This is a genomic window from Halopelagius fulvigenes (assembly GCF_042662625.1).
Lineage (GTDB): Archaea > Halobacteriota > Halobacteria > Halobacteriales > Haloferacaceae > Halopelagius > Halopelagius fulvigenes.
The window spans coordinates 1,817,261-1,833,129 of record NZ_JBHSXH010000015.1 but is presented as its reverse complement, the minus strand read 5'-3'; the positions used below and the strand labels follow the sequence as shown (position 1 = coordinate 1,833,129).

Sequence of the window (15,869 nt, the reverse complement as noted above, 5' to 3'; positions counted from 1 at the left end):
TCGCGTCGAGAAAGCAGACCGTTCGGCGGTCCTACTCCACGTCCACGGTGCGCGTCGCCGTGACGGGGTGGAGAGGGTCGTCGGGGAACGTCACCTCGACGCGGTACTCCAGTTCGTCCGCCGTCGCGCCGAAGACGCCCACCGGCACCGAGACGGAGTCGGTGAGGTACGTCTCCTTCGTCGTCATCTCCACGTCGTTGACGGTGACGCGGACGCCGACGGTGCCGCCGCCGCCGCGGTTGCCGACGGTCACCTCGCACATCTCGTTTTCGCCGGTGGCGATGGTGTCGGGGAACTCGCCCCACGACACCTCTACCGCGGGGAAGTTGCGCGCGTTCCTGACGACCTGTTCCGCGACGCCCTCGGAGAGTCCGGCGCGCCGCAGTTCCGCCTCGCCGGCCTCCACCACGTCGCGGGGACTGCGCAGGCCGCCGGTGGCGAGTTTGCTCGCGCGGTTCGGCCCGATGCCGTCCACCGCCGTCAGGCCCACGGCGTCGCGGGAGACGCCGTGTTCGACGCGCGCCTCGACGCGCCGGGCGAGGTTCGCCGCCCGCGGCCCGGCGAAGGCGTCGAGGAACTCCCGAAGCGCCGAGATGAGTCGGAGGGCGTTCTGCCGGATGACCCACGCGTCCGACCGGAGTTCCGAGGGCGTGGAGTTCCGCATCCCGGCGTGGAGGATGGCGAATACCTTCCGCGGGCCGTCTTCGAGGTGCGTCGAGACGTCCGACAGCACCTCGTCCACGGCGTCGCCCTCCGACTGGCGGGGGGAGACGTCGTGGAACTCCGCCGCGCCCGCGACGGTTTCGAGGATGGCGTCGTCGGTGATGGTGTCCCGTTCGCAGAGGTCGTAGAACCGCCGCGCGGTGTCGAGGCGGAGGTAGTACTTCGAGGCGAGGCGGCCGAGCGTCGTCGCCCGGATGGAGAGGTCCTCGCCCATCTCGACGAACCCGCGGTCCACGAGGACTTCGAGCGTCTCGCGCACGCGTTCGCGCAGGCCGCCGAAGTCGTACTCGTCGGGTTTCGAACGCGCGCGCTGGTAGTAGAACGTCGTCTCCAACCACGAGAGCACGTCCTCCAAGTCGCCGATGGTGCCCATCGCGATCTCGGCGTTGAGGTGCGAATCTAAGTCCTCGGCGAGTCGGGACTCGATCTCCTTGCCCTCCCGGAGGAGTTTCCGGTACTTGTCGGCGTCACTCCGGTCGCAGACGACCCACCCGTACCCCACGTCGTCGTAGCCGGGTCGGCCAGCGCGCCCGAGCATCTGGAGGATGTCGAGGGGGGAGATGTCCACCTCGCCTTCGAGAGGGTCGTGGTGCTTCGTATCGCGGATCACGACGCACCGTGCGGGGAGGTTCACGCCCCACGCCAGCGTCGAGGTGGAGAACAGCAGTTGGATCTTCCCCTCCTTGAACCACTGTTCGACCTTGTCGCGGTCGTCCTTGGCGAGGCCCGCGTGGTGGAACGCCACGCCGTCGGGCACCGACTTTCGGAGGGTCTCGTTGCCGAGTTCCTTCGCCTCGGTGTGGAAGTCGTAGTCGCCGCGCGCGCCGATGGGGATGTCGCGTTCGGCTATCTCGTCGCGAGCCTTCCCCGCCGCGCGGAGGGCGTCCTGCCGCGATGAGACGAACACGAGGGCCTGCCCGTCCTCGCGGATGTGCGGTTCGGCCAAGTCCAGCGCGCGGTAGAGGCGGCGGTACTTGTCCTGAAACGGGTTGTCGCCGTGCGTGTACGTCTTCACGTCGGCGTGGAGGTCCACGGGCCGGTAGTCGTCGCCGAACTCGAACGTCGTCTCGGGCGGGGCGTCCAACCACGCCGCCACGTCCTCGACGTTCGGCATCGTCGCCGAGAGGGCGACGACGCGCGGGTCGCAGATGCGCCGGAGGCGCGAGACGGTCACTTCGAGGACGCCGCCGCGCGTCTCCGAATCGAGGAGGTGCACCTCGTCGATGACGCAGCAGTCCACGTCGGTGATGAAGGAGTACCGGGCGGAGTCGTGCTTCCGCGTCGCGGAGTCCGTCTTCTCGGGCGTCATCACGAGGATGTCCGCGCGTTCGGCGCGGCGCGGGTTCAGGTCGCGTTCCCCGGTGACGACGTAGACGGAGTAGCCGAGGCTCTCGAAGCGTTCCCACTCCGACTCCTTCTCGTTGGTGAGGGCGCGGAGGGGCGCGATGAAGAGGGCCGTCCCTCCCTTCTGGAGCGTTCGACAGATGGCGAGTTCGGCGAGTGCGGTCTTTCCGCTGGCGGTGGGCGCGGAGGCGACGACGTTCTCGTCGGAGTCGAGAATCGCCGGGGCCGCCTCGCGTTGCATCCGGTTGAACTCGTCGAATCCGAAGGCGTCGGCGAAGTCGGGGACGACATCCGCGACTCTCACGCGACGCACCTCCCGACGAGTCGGACGGAAGCCTCGTCGAATCGGAGATCCGACGGAGGGAGACAGGTCATGTGAGAGAGGGAGACTTCCGTCGGGAAAGGCGTTTCTCCCCGCGTCCGTCGAGAATAACTGTCAGTTACTGAAGAGTGAAAGTAGAGAGAGAAGCCGAAGCGAGTCGCCTCACGCGACGACGGTCGCGGCCGCGATGAACGACCACTTCGTGCCGCTCTTGGATTCGTTCTTCTTCTGTTCTGCCTTCGTCTGGTTGCGGCGGTGGTTCCACTGCATATCTGGTAGGAGGCTTTACTCGCTTATGAGTATTTCGCTCTCCTGACATGTACGTCATGTTCGTCCCTGTGCGTTCGTGAACTGTCGTGAGGGTTCTCGGCCTATCTCCGGCCGTCCGCGCCCACGTCGAACGACTCCTCGCCGACGCGAATCGTGTTGTCCACGAGGTTCGCATGGCCGCGGCGGAGGCGTTCCGAGATGGCCTGTTGGGAGACGTCGAGGGTGTCCGCCAAGTCGGCCATCGTCACGTCGCGCGGGACGTCGAAGTAGCCCTGTTCGGCGGCGGTGAGGAGAACTTCGTACTGCGCCTGCGAGAGGCCGAACTCGCCGCGAGAGACCGACCCGGACAGTTCGTGGATGTTCAGCACCTCGAACGTCAGGTCGCGTTCGCGGCAGTACGCGGCGGTGTTCGAAAGCGCCTCGCGGTCCGGGAGGAGGAGGCGGACGCGCCACTGTTCGTCCGTCCCGTACATCTCGAGGACCGCACCCTTGGCGTAGACGAGAACGTGCGTCAACGCGAGAACGTCTTCCACCCACTCCATCCGGTAGAGTCGTTCGTCGCCGAAATCGTCGAGAAGCGTCGCCTCCGCGACGCTCGGGTCCGCGTCGAGGGCGTCGTCGAACTCCTCGAAGGAGTCCGCCGTCACGCGCACGTACGGGACGAGGCTGTCGCCGTCGTGGGCGACGACGCGGACTACCTCGAACTCGGCGCGGGGAACCTCCGCAAGCGACCGTCCTAGTGCGAACTCCTCCGCGGCTAGTTCGACCGAAGCGATGGTACTCATCGTCCGAATCGACACGTTCCGGCGGATAAAGCGCGTTGGCAGATTCTAGCACGGTTTCCGTTCGGCGACTGTCGAACTCCCCGACATGAAACGGGAGGGGGGTTAACCAGCAGTAGTATACAACCACAATGGGGTTACCGGGAGCTAGTCATTCTTTACACAGGACGATGGACCCCCCCTACAGGCTCGACGACAGTCGAGTCCCCCTACACTGGGAGCTGATTCCGTCGAACGACGGATTCACGTTCCGCCACCGTTCCCAACCCGTCAGCGTCGAAGCGGTGAAGCGCACGGACGAGTACTGCGACCGGAACCGACCGTGGCTGCTCCGGTGCCGAGAGCAGGCCAACGAAGCGTCGTACACCCGGGAAATCGGGCGCGTTTCGACGGAGGTAGACGCCGTCTGCGCGCTCTTCGACTGGATGGAGTGCATCGACGAGCGAATCGAGCGAACCGGCGGCGCGCCGGTGAACCCCTCCGACGCCGGAGTTGAGGCGTTCGGCGGGAGTCGGCCCGCGCCGTGGCGGCCCGAACCGCAGAACGGGTAACGAATCCCGGTTAATCCTCACGTTTTTGCCGTCCGCCGCGGAAGGTGTACGCATGCCCGGCAGGCGGAAACCCGACTGGCTCAAGATGCGACCACCGTCGGGACGTCGGTTCACGGACATCAAACAGACGCTCCGCGACAGAGACCTCAACACGGTGTGCGAGGAGGCGAACTGTCCGAACCTCGGGGAGTGCTGGAGCGGTCGCAACGGGCCGGGGACGGCGACGTTCATGCTGATGGGCGACCGGTGTTCGCGCGGGTGTAACTTCTGCGACGTGCAGACCGGCGGAATGGAGTCGCTCGACCCGGAGGAACCCGCGAACGTCGCCGACGCCGTCGCCGAAATCGGCCTCGACTACGTGGTGCTCACCTCCGTGGACCGCGACGACCTGCCGGACCAGGGCGCGGGCCACTTCGCCGAGACCATCCGCAAGATAAAAGACCGCGACCCGAGCGTCCTCGTGGAAGTGCTGATCCCCGACTTTCAGGGCGAACCCGAGTTGGTCCGAGAGATAATCGACGCCCGTCCCGACGTCGTCGCGCACAACATCGAAACCGTCGAACGCCTGCAGTGGCCCGTCCGCGACCGGCGCGCGGGGTACGAGCAGTCGCTCTCGGTGCTCGAACAGGTGTCGCGGGAGTCCGACATCTACACGAAGACGAGCGTCATGCTCGGCCTCGGCGAGTACGACCACGAGGTGTACCAGACGCTCTCGGACCTCCGGGAGGCGGACGTGGACGTGGTCACCCTCGGCCAGTACCTCCAACCCTCCCGGACGCACCTCGACGTGTTCGAGTACGTCCACCCGGACGCCTTCGAGACGTGGCGGCGCGTCGCCGAGAAGGAACTCGGCTTCCTCTACTGCGCCTCCGGCCCGATGGTCCGGTCGTCGTACAAGGCGGGCGAACTGTTCGTGGACGCCGTGCTCAGAGACGGCAAGAGCGTCGAACAGGCCCGCCGCGAGGCGCGGACGGCCGCCGGCGACTGACCGAGGCCGCCGGACCGAAGCGCCGGTCGCGGACAGATTCTAAACGTTCGTCCATGATTCATCCGCGGCGGCGGCCGTCGTCGCGAAAACGTCGTCTGTATCCGCTCGAAAGTAGAAGAACGGTCAGTTCCCCCAGGTAGGGATGGACGCGTCGGGACGAGTCGGCAGTATTTCTGCCCATAGTAAACTATTTACGAAAATACTATACCTCGTGCGGATGACCCTCCAACATGCACAGGTGGGTTCACCCGTGAGCGTACTACAGCGAGACCCGCAGGACATGCTTCGCGTCCTCGACGAGAGCGGCGAACCCGTCGGCGAGGTTCCCGACCTGAGCGACGAGGAGTTGGTGGAGATGTACCGCGAGATGCGGTTGGCCCGCCACTTCGACACGCGGGCGGTGAGTCTCCAACGGCAGGGGCGGATGGGGACGTACCCGCCCCTGTCGGGGCAGGAGGGCGCACAGATAGGGAGCGCGTTCGCCCTCGACGAGGAGGACTGGATGTTCCCGAGCTACCGCGAACACGGCGCTGCGCTCCACCGCGGCCTGCCGTTGGAGCGGACGCTCCTCTACTGGATGGGCCACGAGAAGGGGAACGCGATTCCGGACGACGTGAACATCTTCCCCGTGGCGGTGCCCATCGCCACGCAGATACCCCACGCCACCGGCGCGGCGTGGGCGAAGAAACTCCGCGGCGAGGACGCGGCGGTCGTCTGTTACTTCGGCGACGGCGCGACGAGCGAAGGCGACTTCCACGAGGGGCTGAACTTCGCAGGCGTCTTCGACACGCCGAACGTGTTCTTCTGCAACAACAACCAGTGGGCCATCTCCGTCCCGCGGGAGCGACAGACCGCGAGTCGGACGCTGGCGCAGAAGGCGACGGCCTACGGCTTCGAGGGCGTCCAAGTCGACGGCATGGACCCCCTCGCCGTCTACGCGGCAACCCGCGCGGCCGTCGAGAAGGCGAAGAACCCCGACGAGGGCGAGCGTCGGCCGACGCTCATCGAGGCGGTGCAGTACCGCTTCGGCGCGCACACGACGGCGGACGACCCTTCGGTGTACCGCGACGACGACGAGGTGGCGGAGTGGCGGAAGAAAGACCCCATCCCGCGACTCGAACGGTTCCTCCGGGAGACGGGCCGCCTCGACGACGAGTCCGTCGAGTCCATCCAGTCGTGGGCCGAGGAGCGAGTGGCGACAGCCATCGAGAAGGCGGAGTCGGAACTGCGGCCCGAACCCGAGGAGATGTTCACCCACCTCTACGAGGAGTTGCCGCCGGAACTCCGCGAGCAGATGGCCGAGTTCGAGGCGTTGTACGAGAAACACGGAGCCGAGGCGTTCCTTCGGGAGTGACAGATGAGCCAGAACCAGACCCAACAGACCCAGAGTTTGACGCTAGTGCAGGCGGTACAGGACGCTCTCTACACGGAGATGAAGCGAGACGACGACGTGGTCGTCATGGGCGAGGACGTCGGGAAGAACGGCGGCGTCTTCCGCGCGACGGAGGGCCTCTTCGACGAGTTCGGCGGCGACAGGGTCATCGACACGCCGTTGGCCGAGTCGGGCATCGTCGGCACGGCCATCGGGATGGCCGCGATGGGGATGAAGCCGGTGCCGGAGATGCAGTTCTCCGGCTTCATGTACCCCGCCTTCGACCAACTCGTGAGCCACGCCGCGCGCATCCGCACGCGGAGTCGCGGCCGGTTCACCTGCCCGATGGTCGTCCGCGCGCCGTACGGCGGCGGCATCCGCGCGCCCGAACACCACTCCGAGTCGAAGGAGGCCTTCTACGCCCACGAGGCGGGCCTGAAGGTTGTCATCCCCTCGACGCCGTACGACGCGAAGGGACTGCTCATCTCCTCGATCCGTGACCCCGACCCGGTCGTCTTCCTCGAACCGAAACTCATCTACCGCGCGTTCCGCGGCGACGTGCCCGAGGGCGACTACGAGGTTCCCATCGGCGAGGCGGCGGTCCGACGCGACGGGGAGGACGTATCCGTCTACTGCTACGGCGCGATGACGCGCCCGACGATGGAGGCGGCCGAGAACCTCGCCGAGGAGGGTATCGACGCCGAAGTCGTGGACCTGCGGACGGTGGACCCGATGGACAAAGAGACCGTCGTGGAGTCGTTCGAGAAGACGGGCCGCGCGGCGGTGGTCCACGAGGCGCCGAAGACGGCGGGCATCGGCGCGGAGATAACCGCGACACTGCAGGAGGAAGCGCTCCTGTATCAGGAGGCCCCCGTCGAACGCATCACGGGGTACGACGTTCCGTACCCCCTGTACGCGCTAGAGGACTACTACCTGCCGTCGGTAACTCGGGTCGAAGAAGGTATCCGGAACGCGGTTGAGTTCTGAACGATGGGTATCAAGGAATTCAAACTGCCGGACGTCGGCGAAGGCGTCGCCGAGGGCGAACTCGTCACGTGGCACGTCTCCCCGGGCGATACGGTCACCGAGGACCAAGTCGTCGCCGAGGTGGAGACGGACAAGGCCCTCGTGGACGTTCCGTCACCGTACAACGGGACGGTGAAGGAACTCCGCGCCGAGGAGGGCGAGATGGTCCCCGTCGGCGACGTCATCATCACCTTCGAGGTAGAGGGTGAGGGCGACGAAGGGACAGAGACGGAACCGGAGACGGAGAGCGACGAATCCGAGGCAGCCGAGGAACCCGAGGAGGAGACGCCGCCCGCCGAGACGGAGTCGCCGTCCGGGCGCGTCTTCGCGCCGCCGAGCGTTCGCCGCCTCGCGCGCGAACTCGGCGTCGACCTCTCCGGCGTGGAGGGGTCGGGTCCGAGCGGACGCGTCACCGAGACGGACGTGCGGACCGCCGCCGAGGGGAGCGGCGACGGCGACGAGTCCGGGAGCACCGGGCCGCGCAACGTCTCCTTCAGCGGCAAGTCCGCGGTGTCGAAGGCGGGCGACAGCGGAGACGGACAGGCCGCCGAGTCCTCCGGGTCGGCGGGGGGCCCCAAGGCCGCCGGGCGGGAGAAGACGCTGGCCGCGCCCGCGACGCGCCGTATCGCCGAGGAGGAGGGCGTCGATATCGACGACGTGCCCGCCACCGAGGAACGGGACGGCGAACCGTTCGTCACCGAGGCGGACGTGCGCCAGTACGCCGAGGTTCAACGGGCCGCACAGACGGCGGACGCTCGCTCTCTCGCCGCGGAGGAAGGCGCGGGCGAGGCGGGCGAAGCGGCCGAATCGACCGCCGAGGCGGTCGAACCCGAGGCCGAGTCCGTCGACGCCGCCGGCGACCGGGTGCCGTACAAGGGCGTCCGGAAGGCCATCGGCGACCAGATGCAGCGCTCGAAGTACACCGCGCCGCACGTCACCCACCACGACGAGGTGGACGTGACGGAACTCGTCGAACTCCGCGGGGAGTATAAGCCGTTGGCCGCCGAACGCGACGTGAATCTCACGTACATGCCGTTTGTGACGAAGGCCGTCGTCGCGGCGTTGAAGCAGTTCCCGTACATGAACGCCCAACTCGACGAGGAGAACGAGGAGATAGTGCTCCGCGACGAGTACAACGTCGGCGTGGCGACGGCCACCGACGCGGGACTCCTCGTCCCCGTCGTCCACGACGCCGACGGGAAGGGACTGCTTGAGTTGGCGCGTGAGACGAACGAGTTGGTGGAGAAAGCCCGTTCGCGGAAGATTTCGCCCGCGGAGATGCAGGGCGGCACGTTCACCATCACGAACGTCGGCGTCATCGGCGGCGAGTACGCGACGCCCATCATCAACTACCCCGAGGTGGGCATCCTCGCGCTCGGCGAGATAAAGGAGAAACCGCGCGTGGTGGACGGCGACATCGTCCCGCGGAAGGTGCTGACGCTCTCGCTGTCGTTCGACCACCGCGTCGTCGACGGCGCCATCGCCGCGCGATTCACGAACAAGGTCAAAGAGTACCTGTCGAACCCCAAACTCCTCTTGCTCGAATAAATGGTCGTCGGAGACATCTCAACCGGAACGGAGGTACTGGTCATCGGCGCGGGACCGGGCGGGTACGTCGCCGCCATCCGCGCCGCGCAACGCGACTTGGACGTGACGCTGGTCGAGAAGGACGCCTACGGCGGCGTCTGCCTCAACCGGGGCTGTATCCCCTCGAAAGCGCTCATCACGGGCGCCGACGTCGCCCACGAGGCGGGCAACGCCGAGGAGATGGGCATCCACGCCGACCCGGCGGTGGACATGTCCCAGATGGTGAACTGGAAGGACGACGTGGTGGACACCCTCACCGGCGGCGTCGAGAAACTCTGCAAGGCCAACGGCGTCAACCTCATCGAGGGCGAGGCGCGCTTCAAAGACGACGGGAGCGTCCGCGTCGCCCACGGCGGCGAGGGACAGGGTTCCGAGTCCATCGACTTCCAGCACTGCATCGTCGCCACGGGTTCCCGACCCATCCAGATACCCAACTTCGAGTTCGCCGACGACCCGGTGTGGTCCTCGACAGACGCACTCGACACCGACACCGTGCCGGACAGACTCCTCGTCGTCGGCGCGGGCTACATCGGCATGGAACTGTCGACGACGTTCGCCAAACTCGGCGCGGACGTGACGGTGGTCGAGATGCTGGACGACGTCCTCCCCGGCTACGAGGACGACGTCTCCCGCGTCGTCAAGAAGCGCGCGCAGTCGCTCGGAATCGACTTCGAGTTCGGCGAGGCGGCGAGCGACTGGCGCGAGGAGGGCGACGGCATCGTCGTCACGACGGAGACGGAGGACGGCGAGGAGTCGTCGTACGACGCCGACAAAGTGCTGGTCGCAGTCGGACGAAGCCCCCTCACCGACACCCTCGATATCGAGAACGCCGGTCTCGACCTGACCGACGACGGCTTCGTCGAGGTGGACGACCGGATGCGAACCTCCGTGGACGGCATCTACGCCGTCGGCGACGTGGCCGACAGGGGGCCGATGCTCGCGCACGTCGGGTCGAAGCAGGGCATCGTCGCCGCCGAGCACATCGCCGGCGAACCCGTCGCCTACGACGCCCAGGCCGTCCCCGCCGCCGTCTTCACCGACCCCGAGATAGGGACGGTGGGCATGACGCAGGCGGAAGCCGAGGAGGAGGGCTTCGAGACGGTGGTCGGCCAGATGCCGTTCAACGCCTCCGGCCGCGCGTTGACGACGGGCCACACGGACGGCTTCGTCCGCATCGTCGCCGAGGAGCAGAGCGGGTTCGTCCTCGGCGCGCAGATAGTCGGCCCCGAAGCCTCGGAACTGGTCGCCGAAGTCTCCCTCGCCATCGAGATGGGCGCGACGCTCGAAGACGTCGCCAGCACCATCCACACCCACCCGACGCTCTCGGAGGCGGTCATGGAGGCCGCCGAGAACGCACAGGGGCAGGCGATTCACACGCTGAACCGGTAAGCGTCACCCCGCCTCACTCGTTCTTCGGGTCGTCCGCCGACGTGAACGCGTGAGAACACCGGTACACCGGTAGAACTCCTCGGGCGGGCGTCCGGCGTACGAACCGCCGATTCGCGCCCGCGTCACTGGGAGGTGACTTCCGCAGTTCGGACACGGAGGGCGGCCGAACATCGTACCGCCGACTCCGCGTACGGGCGATATGATTTTCGGGTCGCTCAGAACCCACGGACGCCGCGACGCGGAAACCGCGCTCATCGACCCTGATAGTCGATGTTCTATCAGTATCCTCCTCGAACGTTGATGACAATGTATCAGAAGTACAACATATTTGTGCGTCCGGCCCCTAGGTGGAATCACCATGAGAGGACCGAAGAAAGACCGCAACTTCCTCGGCAGTAGCATCCGCGGATGGACCCGAAACGCCGCGACGGACGGCGAGACGGACCGCGTTCCCGGCGACCGGCGGACCCCCTCCGGGTCGCCCCGTCGGGGTCCGACGCTCGGGAAGGCCGCACAGTCTCCGCTGAGCACGCTCGTCAATCTCCTGCGGACGTAATCGCTCTTCCGTCCGACGCGCGCCGACCCGGTAGCCGCGGCCGGCGCGAACTCGGAGCGGGCGACTTCGAACGACTCTGGACGAACACCGCTCTTCTGACGCGATAGAGACCGTCAGCCGTCGGTGCGTCGGAATCGAGCGAGCGAGAAGATGGCTTCGGAGCGGCCGGTTCACTCCGTCCGCGAAACGCCGCCGTCCGTCGCGGGGGCGGGGACGGAGGGGTTGGGGGACGCCGACGCTCCCGCGGTCGAACCAGCGGCGGGTGCTCGCCCGCCGGCGGACACCTGAAACCGGCCGAGCAGACCGCTCAGTTCCGTCGCCGCGGTGGCGAGGCCGTTGATGTTGTGCGAGACTTCCGACATCGAGGCGGTCTGTTCCTCGGAGGCGGCCGAGACGCTGGCGACTTCCTCGCTGGTCCGTTCGCCCGACCGGTTCGCCTCGTCCACCATCCGCAGAATCTCCTCGGCGGAGGCGGCCTGTTCGGTCGCCGCGCGGTCTACCTCCTGGATGCTCTCGTTTACGTCCTCGACCCGGTCGGCTATCTCGTCGAGGTCGGTCAGGGCCGCCGAGACGGTCTCCGTCCCCGAATCGACGCGTTCGCCGACCGCGTGCATGTCGTCCACCGTGTCGGCGGCCGAGGACTGAATCTCGCCGATGAGCGACTCGATGCGGCCGGTGGCGTCGCCCGCCTCGCCCGCGAGCGTCTTTATCTCGCCCGCGACGACGGCGAAGCCCTTCCCCGCCTCGCCGGCGCGCGCCGCCTCGATGGAGGCGTTCAGCGCCAGCAGGTTCGTCCGTTCGGCGATCTCGGTGATGAGGTCCACGATGGAGACGATCTCGGTCAGTTCGGCGTGCAGTCCCTCCACCTCGCCGACCGTCCGTTCGGTCTCGCGTTGGATGTGGCCCATCTCGTCGAGGGCCGCCTCCGCCGACGCCCGCCCGGACGCGCCGAGTGAGGCCGCTTCGCCGGACGTCCGGGCGACGTCCGTCGCGGAGGCCGCCACCTCCTCCACCGTCGCCGAGAGGGTGCTCATCTCGCCGGCCGCCTCCGTCAGGTTGTCGTGCTGGCGGTCGCTCTCCGTCGAGACGTTCGTCATCGCGGTGCTCACCTCCTCGCTGGCCGTCTTGACCTCCTCCGTGCTGGCGTCGATTTCGGCGGTCGAACTCGCCACGTCCGACCCGAACGACTGAATCTCGACGACGGTCCCTTCGAGTTCGACCATCATCGCGTTGAACCCGTCGGCGATTCGCGTCATCGCCTCGCTGTCGCCGCCCGCGCCCATCCGCGCGGTCAGGTTACCGGCGGCGGCGTCATCCATGACGCGGCCGAACTCGGCGGCCTTCGATTCGAGCGACCGGGTGAGCAGTTCGGCCTCCTCCCGCGAGACGGCCTCCCGCGCCCGCGACTCCTTCATGTCCTCGACGACGGCGTAGGTGCCCGTCGCGCCGACGGAGAAGACGGCCGTCGTCGCCGTCAGAAGCGAGACGCTGGCCACGTCGAGGACGTCGCCGCCGAGGACGACGCCGAGATGCTCGGCGGCGACGACGCCCGTCCAGAGGAACCCCAAGAGCGACGCCAGCGCGAAGTTGAGCCAGAACCCGGCCTCCGCGTCCGTCTCGCGGTACGCCTGCAGACTGACGACGACGGCGCCGAGGAACGCAAGCGTCCCGACGATGTCGAAGAGCGCGACGAATTCGACCACGGTCACTCCCCCTCCGCGAGGACGCGGCGGCGACGGGTGTACGCCGCGACGAAGAAGACGACGCCCGCGGCGGCGATGCCGACGGCGTGTTCGACGACGTTCAGCACGTCGCCGAGAACCACCGCTTCGAGGTTCGTCACCACCGCGCCGACGCAGAGCAGGACGTACCCGCCGGTGAACAGTTTCGAGCGCGACGAACTCAACAGCAACACGGGGACGAGTCCGACGAACGCTATCACTACCAGTATCAGCTCTTTCGGGTCGAGCGCAGCTAGTTCCGAAGCCATGTTAGTCGGTGCCACATTCTCGGTTAGAGACTTAGCAGTATCTCTCCGAATATCGCGGTTGAGAAGCACGGAAAGGGTCGAATCCGGAACCGATAAACTCGTTTTCCGTTCGAATGGAGTTCGGTAGCCCCGGAATCGAGAGCGCGAGGGCTCCGGTCGTCGAACCGGGGAAATCGACGGAGAGAACGAGAGCGGAGAGAAGCGACGCGGTGGGTGACGGGATACCGACGGGCGAGGCGGCGGCCCGGTTACTTCGACTTCCGCACGATGGCGCGTTCCGCGAGGAGGTCGCCGAGTTCGTACATCGAGGTGACGACTTCGTCGCAGGACGGTCGAACGGCGGCCTTCGGTTCGAAGCCGACGGCGAGGCCGGCGACTTCGAGCATCGGGAGGTCGTTCGCGCCGTCGCCGACGGCGACCGAGTGGGAGAGCCTCGCGTCGAGTTCGTCCGCCAGCGATTCCAGCGCTTCGTCCTTCGTCCCCTCGACGAGGGGACCCTCCACGTCGCCGGTGAGGCGGTCGCGTTCGACGGGGAGTCGGTTGGCGACGATGGAGTCCACCTCGACGCCCTCCTTCTCCAGGGCGCGTTCGACGCCGCGTTCGAAGCCGCCGGTGAGGATGGCGACGTGGTGGCCGGCGTCGCGGAGTCGGGCGATGAGGTCCGCCGCGCCGGGGCGGAGTTCGACTTCGCCGTACGCCGCCTCCGCGTCCTCGATTTCGAGGCCCTCCAGCAGAGAGGCGCGCTTGCGGAGACTCTGCGCGTAGGATATCTCGTCGTTCATGGCGCGTTCGGTGATGTCGGCCATCTCCTCGGCGACGGCCTTGCGCTTGCCGAGGAGCACGGTCATCTCCGAGTCCGAGAGCGTTCCGTCGAAGTCGAAGGCGATGAGTCGCATATCCGACCGTCACTCCCGGACGGTTTGAAACCATCCATCCGCGCCGAAGTACGGTCCGCCGGGGGCGAGACGGCCGCCGACGGGGCACCGGGCGACGCGCGAATCCCGTGTTAAGCGCTAACGAACCACTATTAGCCATATCAGCCGTCGAAGAAACCCTTATCCGGGGTCCAAGGAACATACGCGCATGAAGGTTCTCGTCACGGACCCGATAGCCGACGCGGGGTTGGAACGACTCCGCGAATCGGGCCACGAGGTCGTGACCGACTACGACGCAGAGGGCGACGCACTTCTCGAAGCAGTCTCGGACGCGAACGCGCTCGTCGTTCGCTCCGGGACGGAGGTGGACGAGACGGTGTTCGAGGCCGCGCCGAACCTCGTCATCGTCGGGCGCGCCGGCATCGGCGTGGACAACATCGACATCGACGCCGCGACGGACCACGGCGTCATCGTCGCCAACGCCCCGGAGGGCAACGTCCGGGCCGCCTCGGAGCACACGGTTGCGATGGCGTTCGCCGCCGCGCGATCCATCCCGCAGGCGCACGCCCGCCTGAAGGACGGCGAGTGGGCGAAGGGCGACTACCTCGGGACGGAACTCAACGGGAAGACGCTCGGCATCGTCGGCCTCGGCCGCGTCGGCCAAGAGGTGGCAAAGCGCCTCGACGGCCTCGGCATGGACATCGTGGCGTACGACCCCTACATCGGCCAAGAGCGCGCCGAACGCCTCGGCGCCGAACTCGTCGAGTTCAAGGACTGCCTCGAACGCGCCGACTTCCTAACGGTCCACACGCCGCTCACGCCGGAGACGGAGGACCTCATCTCGACGGACGAACTCGAACTGATGGGCGGCGGCTACCTCGTCAACTGCGCCCGCGGCGGCGTCGTCGACGAGGATGCCCTCGCCGCCGCGGTCGAAAACGGAACGCTCGACGGCGCGGCGGTGGACGTGTTCGCCGACGAACCCGTCTCGCCGGACAACCCGCTTCTCGCCGTCGAGGACGTCGTGGTCACGCCGCACCTCGGCGCGTCCACGTCGGCGGCCCAGGAGAATGTCGCCACCTCCATCGCCGACCAGATAGACGCCGCGTTCAACGAGGAGCCCGTGATGAACGCCCTCAACGCCCCCTCGGTGGACGAGAGCGCCTTCCCGCGCATCCGCCCGTACCTCGACCTCGCGGAAACGGCCGGGAAGATCGGCGCGCAGTTGCTCGACGGCCGCATCTCCTCGGTCGAAGTCACCTACGAGGGCGACATCGCCGACGAGGACGTCGATCTGGTCACCGCCTCGGCCCTCAAGGGCGTCTTCGAACCGCTGGAGTGGCAGGTCAACGCCGTCAACGCGCCGAAGATAGCCGAGGAACGCGGCATCGACGTGACCGAGTCGAAGACGATGCAGTCCGAGGACTTCCAGAGCCTCGTCACCGTCACCGTCGGCAACGACGAGGAGTCGCTCAGCGTCTGCGGGACGCAGTTCGCGGGCGATGACCCGCGCATCGTCCGCATCGACGGCTACCGCGTGGACGCCATCCCGCACGGGCGGATGCTCGTCGCGCGCAACTACGACACGCCGGGCGTCATCGGCTTCATCGGCAGCGTCCTCGGCGACAACGACGTGAACATCGCCGGGATGTTCAACGCCCGCCGCGCCGACGAGGGCGGCGAGGCGTTGACCGTCTACAACCTCGACAACCACGTCCCCGACGAGGTTCGAGAGGAACTGCTCGCCGACGAACGCATCATCGACGTGAAGTACCTCACGCTGAACGGCACCGACGAGTAAGCCGACGAGAGGCAGTCAGCGCTCCCAGCGAACCGCGTGCCGTTCTCCCTCGGGAGTGTCGCTCGCGACGACGACGTCGCCGCGCGCGTTCAACGTTCGACACCGCGTTCACTCCGCCGTCGTCGTCAAGCAGCGTTTCTCACTCTTCTATCCCCTCGTCGTCCGTCCACCGGAAGGCGCGGTTCACTCCGTCGCCGGGGCGTTCGCGGTCAGTCGCCGACGGGAATCGCGCCGGCTCCAAGGCTGTGGCGGCGGAGACAAGGACGGCGAGAAGGGGGCGTCGAGACGGTACG

At 67.3% G+C, this 15,869-nt stretch carries 13 protein-coding genes; 8 read left to right on the top strand and 5 right to left on the bottom strand.

The window, feature by feature from the left end; all coding sequences use genetic code 11:
- Positions 1–31: 31 nt before the first annotated feature.
- The gene (locus ACFQEV_RS19710; RefSeq protein WP_379699774.1) at positions 32–2,371 is read right to left on the bottom strand and encodes a DEAD/DEAH box helicase; all 2,340 of its coding nucleotides are present in this window, start codon (positions 2,369–2,371) and stop codon (positions 32–34) included.
- Between the two features lie 389 nt (positions 2,372–2,760).
- Complete coding sequence (locus tag ACFQEV_RS19705) at positions 2,761–3,444, bottom strand: helix-turn-helix domain-containing protein (RefSeq protein ID WP_379699771.1); 684 nt, start codon at positions 3,442–3,444, stop codon at positions 2,761–2,763.
- A gap of 167 nt (positions 3,445–3,611) precedes the next feature.
- Here ACFQEV_RS19705 and ACFQEV_RS19700 point away from each other — a divergent pair, with 167 nt between their 5' ends.
- The 7 genes from ACFQEV_RS19700 to ACFQEV_RS19670 all read left to right on the top strand — a co-directional run bounded on the left by ACFQEV_RS19700 (position 3,612) and on the right by ACFQEV_RS19670 (position 10,910).
- Positions 3,612–3,992 (top strand): hypothetical protein, encoded by a 381-nt coding sequence (locus ACFQEV_RS19700; RefSeq protein WP_379699768.1) that lies wholly within the window; start codon positions 3,612–3,614, stop codon positions 3,990–3,992.
- 52 nt (positions 3,993–4,044) lie between these two features.
- Positions 4,045–4,980, top strand: coding sequence for a lipoyl synthase (gene lipA / locus ACFQEV_RS19695; protein WP_379699766.1), 936 nt, complete (start codon positions 4,045–4,047; stop codon positions 4,978–4,980).
- A 250-nt stretch (positions 4,981–5,230) separates the two neighbouring features.
- A complete protein-coding gene (pdhA, locus tag ACFQEV_RS19690; RefSeq protein ID WP_379699967.1) occupies positions 5,231–6,334 on the top strand; it encodes a pyruvate dehydrogenase (acetyl-transferring) E1 component subunit alpha in 1,104 nt (367 codons plus the stop codon).
- 3 nt (positions 6,335–6,337) lie between these two features.
- Positions 6,338–7,339 carry an alpha-ketoacid dehydrogenase subunit beta gene (locus ACFQEV_RS19685; RefSeq protein WP_379699763.1) on the top strand — a complete coding sequence of 334 codons (1,002 nt, stop codon included), beginning with the start codon at positions 6,338–6,340 and terminating at the stop codon, positions 7,337–7,339.
- A gap of 3 nt (positions 7,340–7,342) precedes the next feature.
- Positions 7,343–8,926 (top strand): dihydrolipoamide acetyltransferase family protein, encoded by a 1,584-nt coding sequence (locus ACFQEV_RS19680; RefSeq protein WP_379699760.1) that lies wholly within the window; start codon positions 7,343–7,345, stop codon positions 8,924–8,926.
- Positions 8,927–10,354, top strand: coding sequence for a dihydrolipoyl dehydrogenase (gene lpdA / locus ACFQEV_RS19675; protein ID WP_379699758.1), 1,428 nt, complete (start codon positions 8,927–8,929; stop codon positions 10,352–10,354).
- Positions 10,355–10,712: 358 nt separating this feature from the next.
- Positions 10,713–10,910 (top strand): hypothetical protein, encoded by a 198-nt coding sequence (locus tag ACFQEV_RS19670; RefSeq protein WP_379699755.1) that lies wholly within the window; start codon positions 10,713–10,715, stop codon positions 10,908–10,910.
- Between the two features lie 170 nt (positions 10,911–11,080).
- Here ACFQEV_RS19670 and ACFQEV_RS19665 read toward each other — a convergent pair whose 3' ends face one another.
- The 3 genes from ACFQEV_RS19665 to serB all read right to left on the bottom strand — a co-directional run bounded on the left by ACFQEV_RS19665 (position 11,081) and on the right by serB (position 13,796).
- Complete coding sequence (locus ACFQEV_RS19665) at positions 11,081–12,613, bottom strand: methyl-accepting chemotaxis protein (protein WP_379699752.1); 1,533 nt, start codon at positions 12,611–12,613, stop codon at positions 11,081–11,083.
- A gap of 2 nt (positions 12,614–12,615) precedes the next feature.
- Positions 12,616–12,900: a hypothetical protein gene (locus tag ACFQEV_RS19660; protein WP_379699750.1), complete on the bottom strand. Its 285-nt coding sequence runs from the start codon at positions 12,898–12,900 to the stop codon at positions 12,616–12,618.
- 248 nt (positions 12,901–13,148) lie between these two features.
- Complete coding sequence (gene serB, locus ACFQEV_RS19655; RefSeq protein ID WP_379699748.1) at positions 13,149–13,796, bottom strand: phosphoserine phosphatase SerB; 648 nt, start codon at positions 13,794–13,796, stop codon at positions 13,149–13,151.
- A 187-nt stretch (positions 13,797–13,983) separates the two neighbouring features.
- Here serB and serA point away from each other — a divergent pair, with 187 nt between their 5' ends.
- Positions 13,984–15,576 (top strand): phosphoglycerate dehydrogenase, encoded by a 1,593-nt coding sequence (gene serA / locus ACFQEV_RS19650; RefSeq protein WP_379699746.1) that lies wholly within the window; start codon positions 13,984–13,986, stop codon positions 15,574–15,576.
- Positions 15,577–15,869 lie beyond the last annotated feature (293 nt).

What these genes read in the sequence shown, in the direction of transcription:
- ACFQEV_RS19700 (WP_379699768.1), top strand. Translation starts at nt 3,612, where the DNA reads ATGGACCCCCCCTACAGGCTCGACGACAGTCGAGTCCCCCTACACTGG.
- ACFQEV_RS19705 (WP_379699771.1), bottom strand. Translation starts at nt 3,444, where the DNA reads ATGAGTACCATCGCTTCGGTCGAACTAGCCGCGGAGGAGTTCGCACTA.
- ACFQEV_RS19685 (WP_379699763.1), top strand. Translation starts at nt 6,338, where the DNA reads ATGAGCCAGAACCAGACCCAACAGACCCAGAGTTTGACGCTAGTGCAG.
- ACFQEV_RS19680 (WP_379699760.1), top strand. Translation starts at nt 7,343, where the DNA reads ATGGGTATCAAGGAATTCAAACTGCCGGACGTCGGCGAAGGCGTCGCC.
- lipA (WP_379699766.1), top strand. Translation starts at nt 4,045, where the DNA reads ATGCCCGGCAGGCGGAAACCCGACTGGCTCAAGATGCGACCACCGTCG.
- serA (WP_379699746.1), top strand. Translation starts at nt 13,984, where the DNA reads ATGAAGGTTCTCGTCACGGACCCGATAGCCGACGCGGGGTTGGAACGA.
- lpdA (WP_379699758.1), top strand. Translation starts at nt 8,927, where the DNA reads ATGGTCGTCGGAGACATCTCAACCGGAACGGAGGTACTGGTCATCGGC.
- serB (WP_379699748.1), bottom strand. Translation starts at nt 13,796, where the DNA reads ATGCGACTCATCGCCTTCGACTTCGACGGAACGCTCTCGGACTCGGAG.
- ACFQEV_RS19670 (WP_379699755.1), top strand. Translation starts at nt 10,713, where the DNA reads ATGAGAGGACCGAAGAAAGACCGCAACTTCCTCGGCAGTAGCATCCGC.
- ACFQEV_RS19660 (WP_379699750.1), bottom strand. Translation starts at nt 12,900, where the DNA reads ATGGCTTCGGAACTAGCTGCGCTCGACCCGAAAGAGCTGATACTGGTA.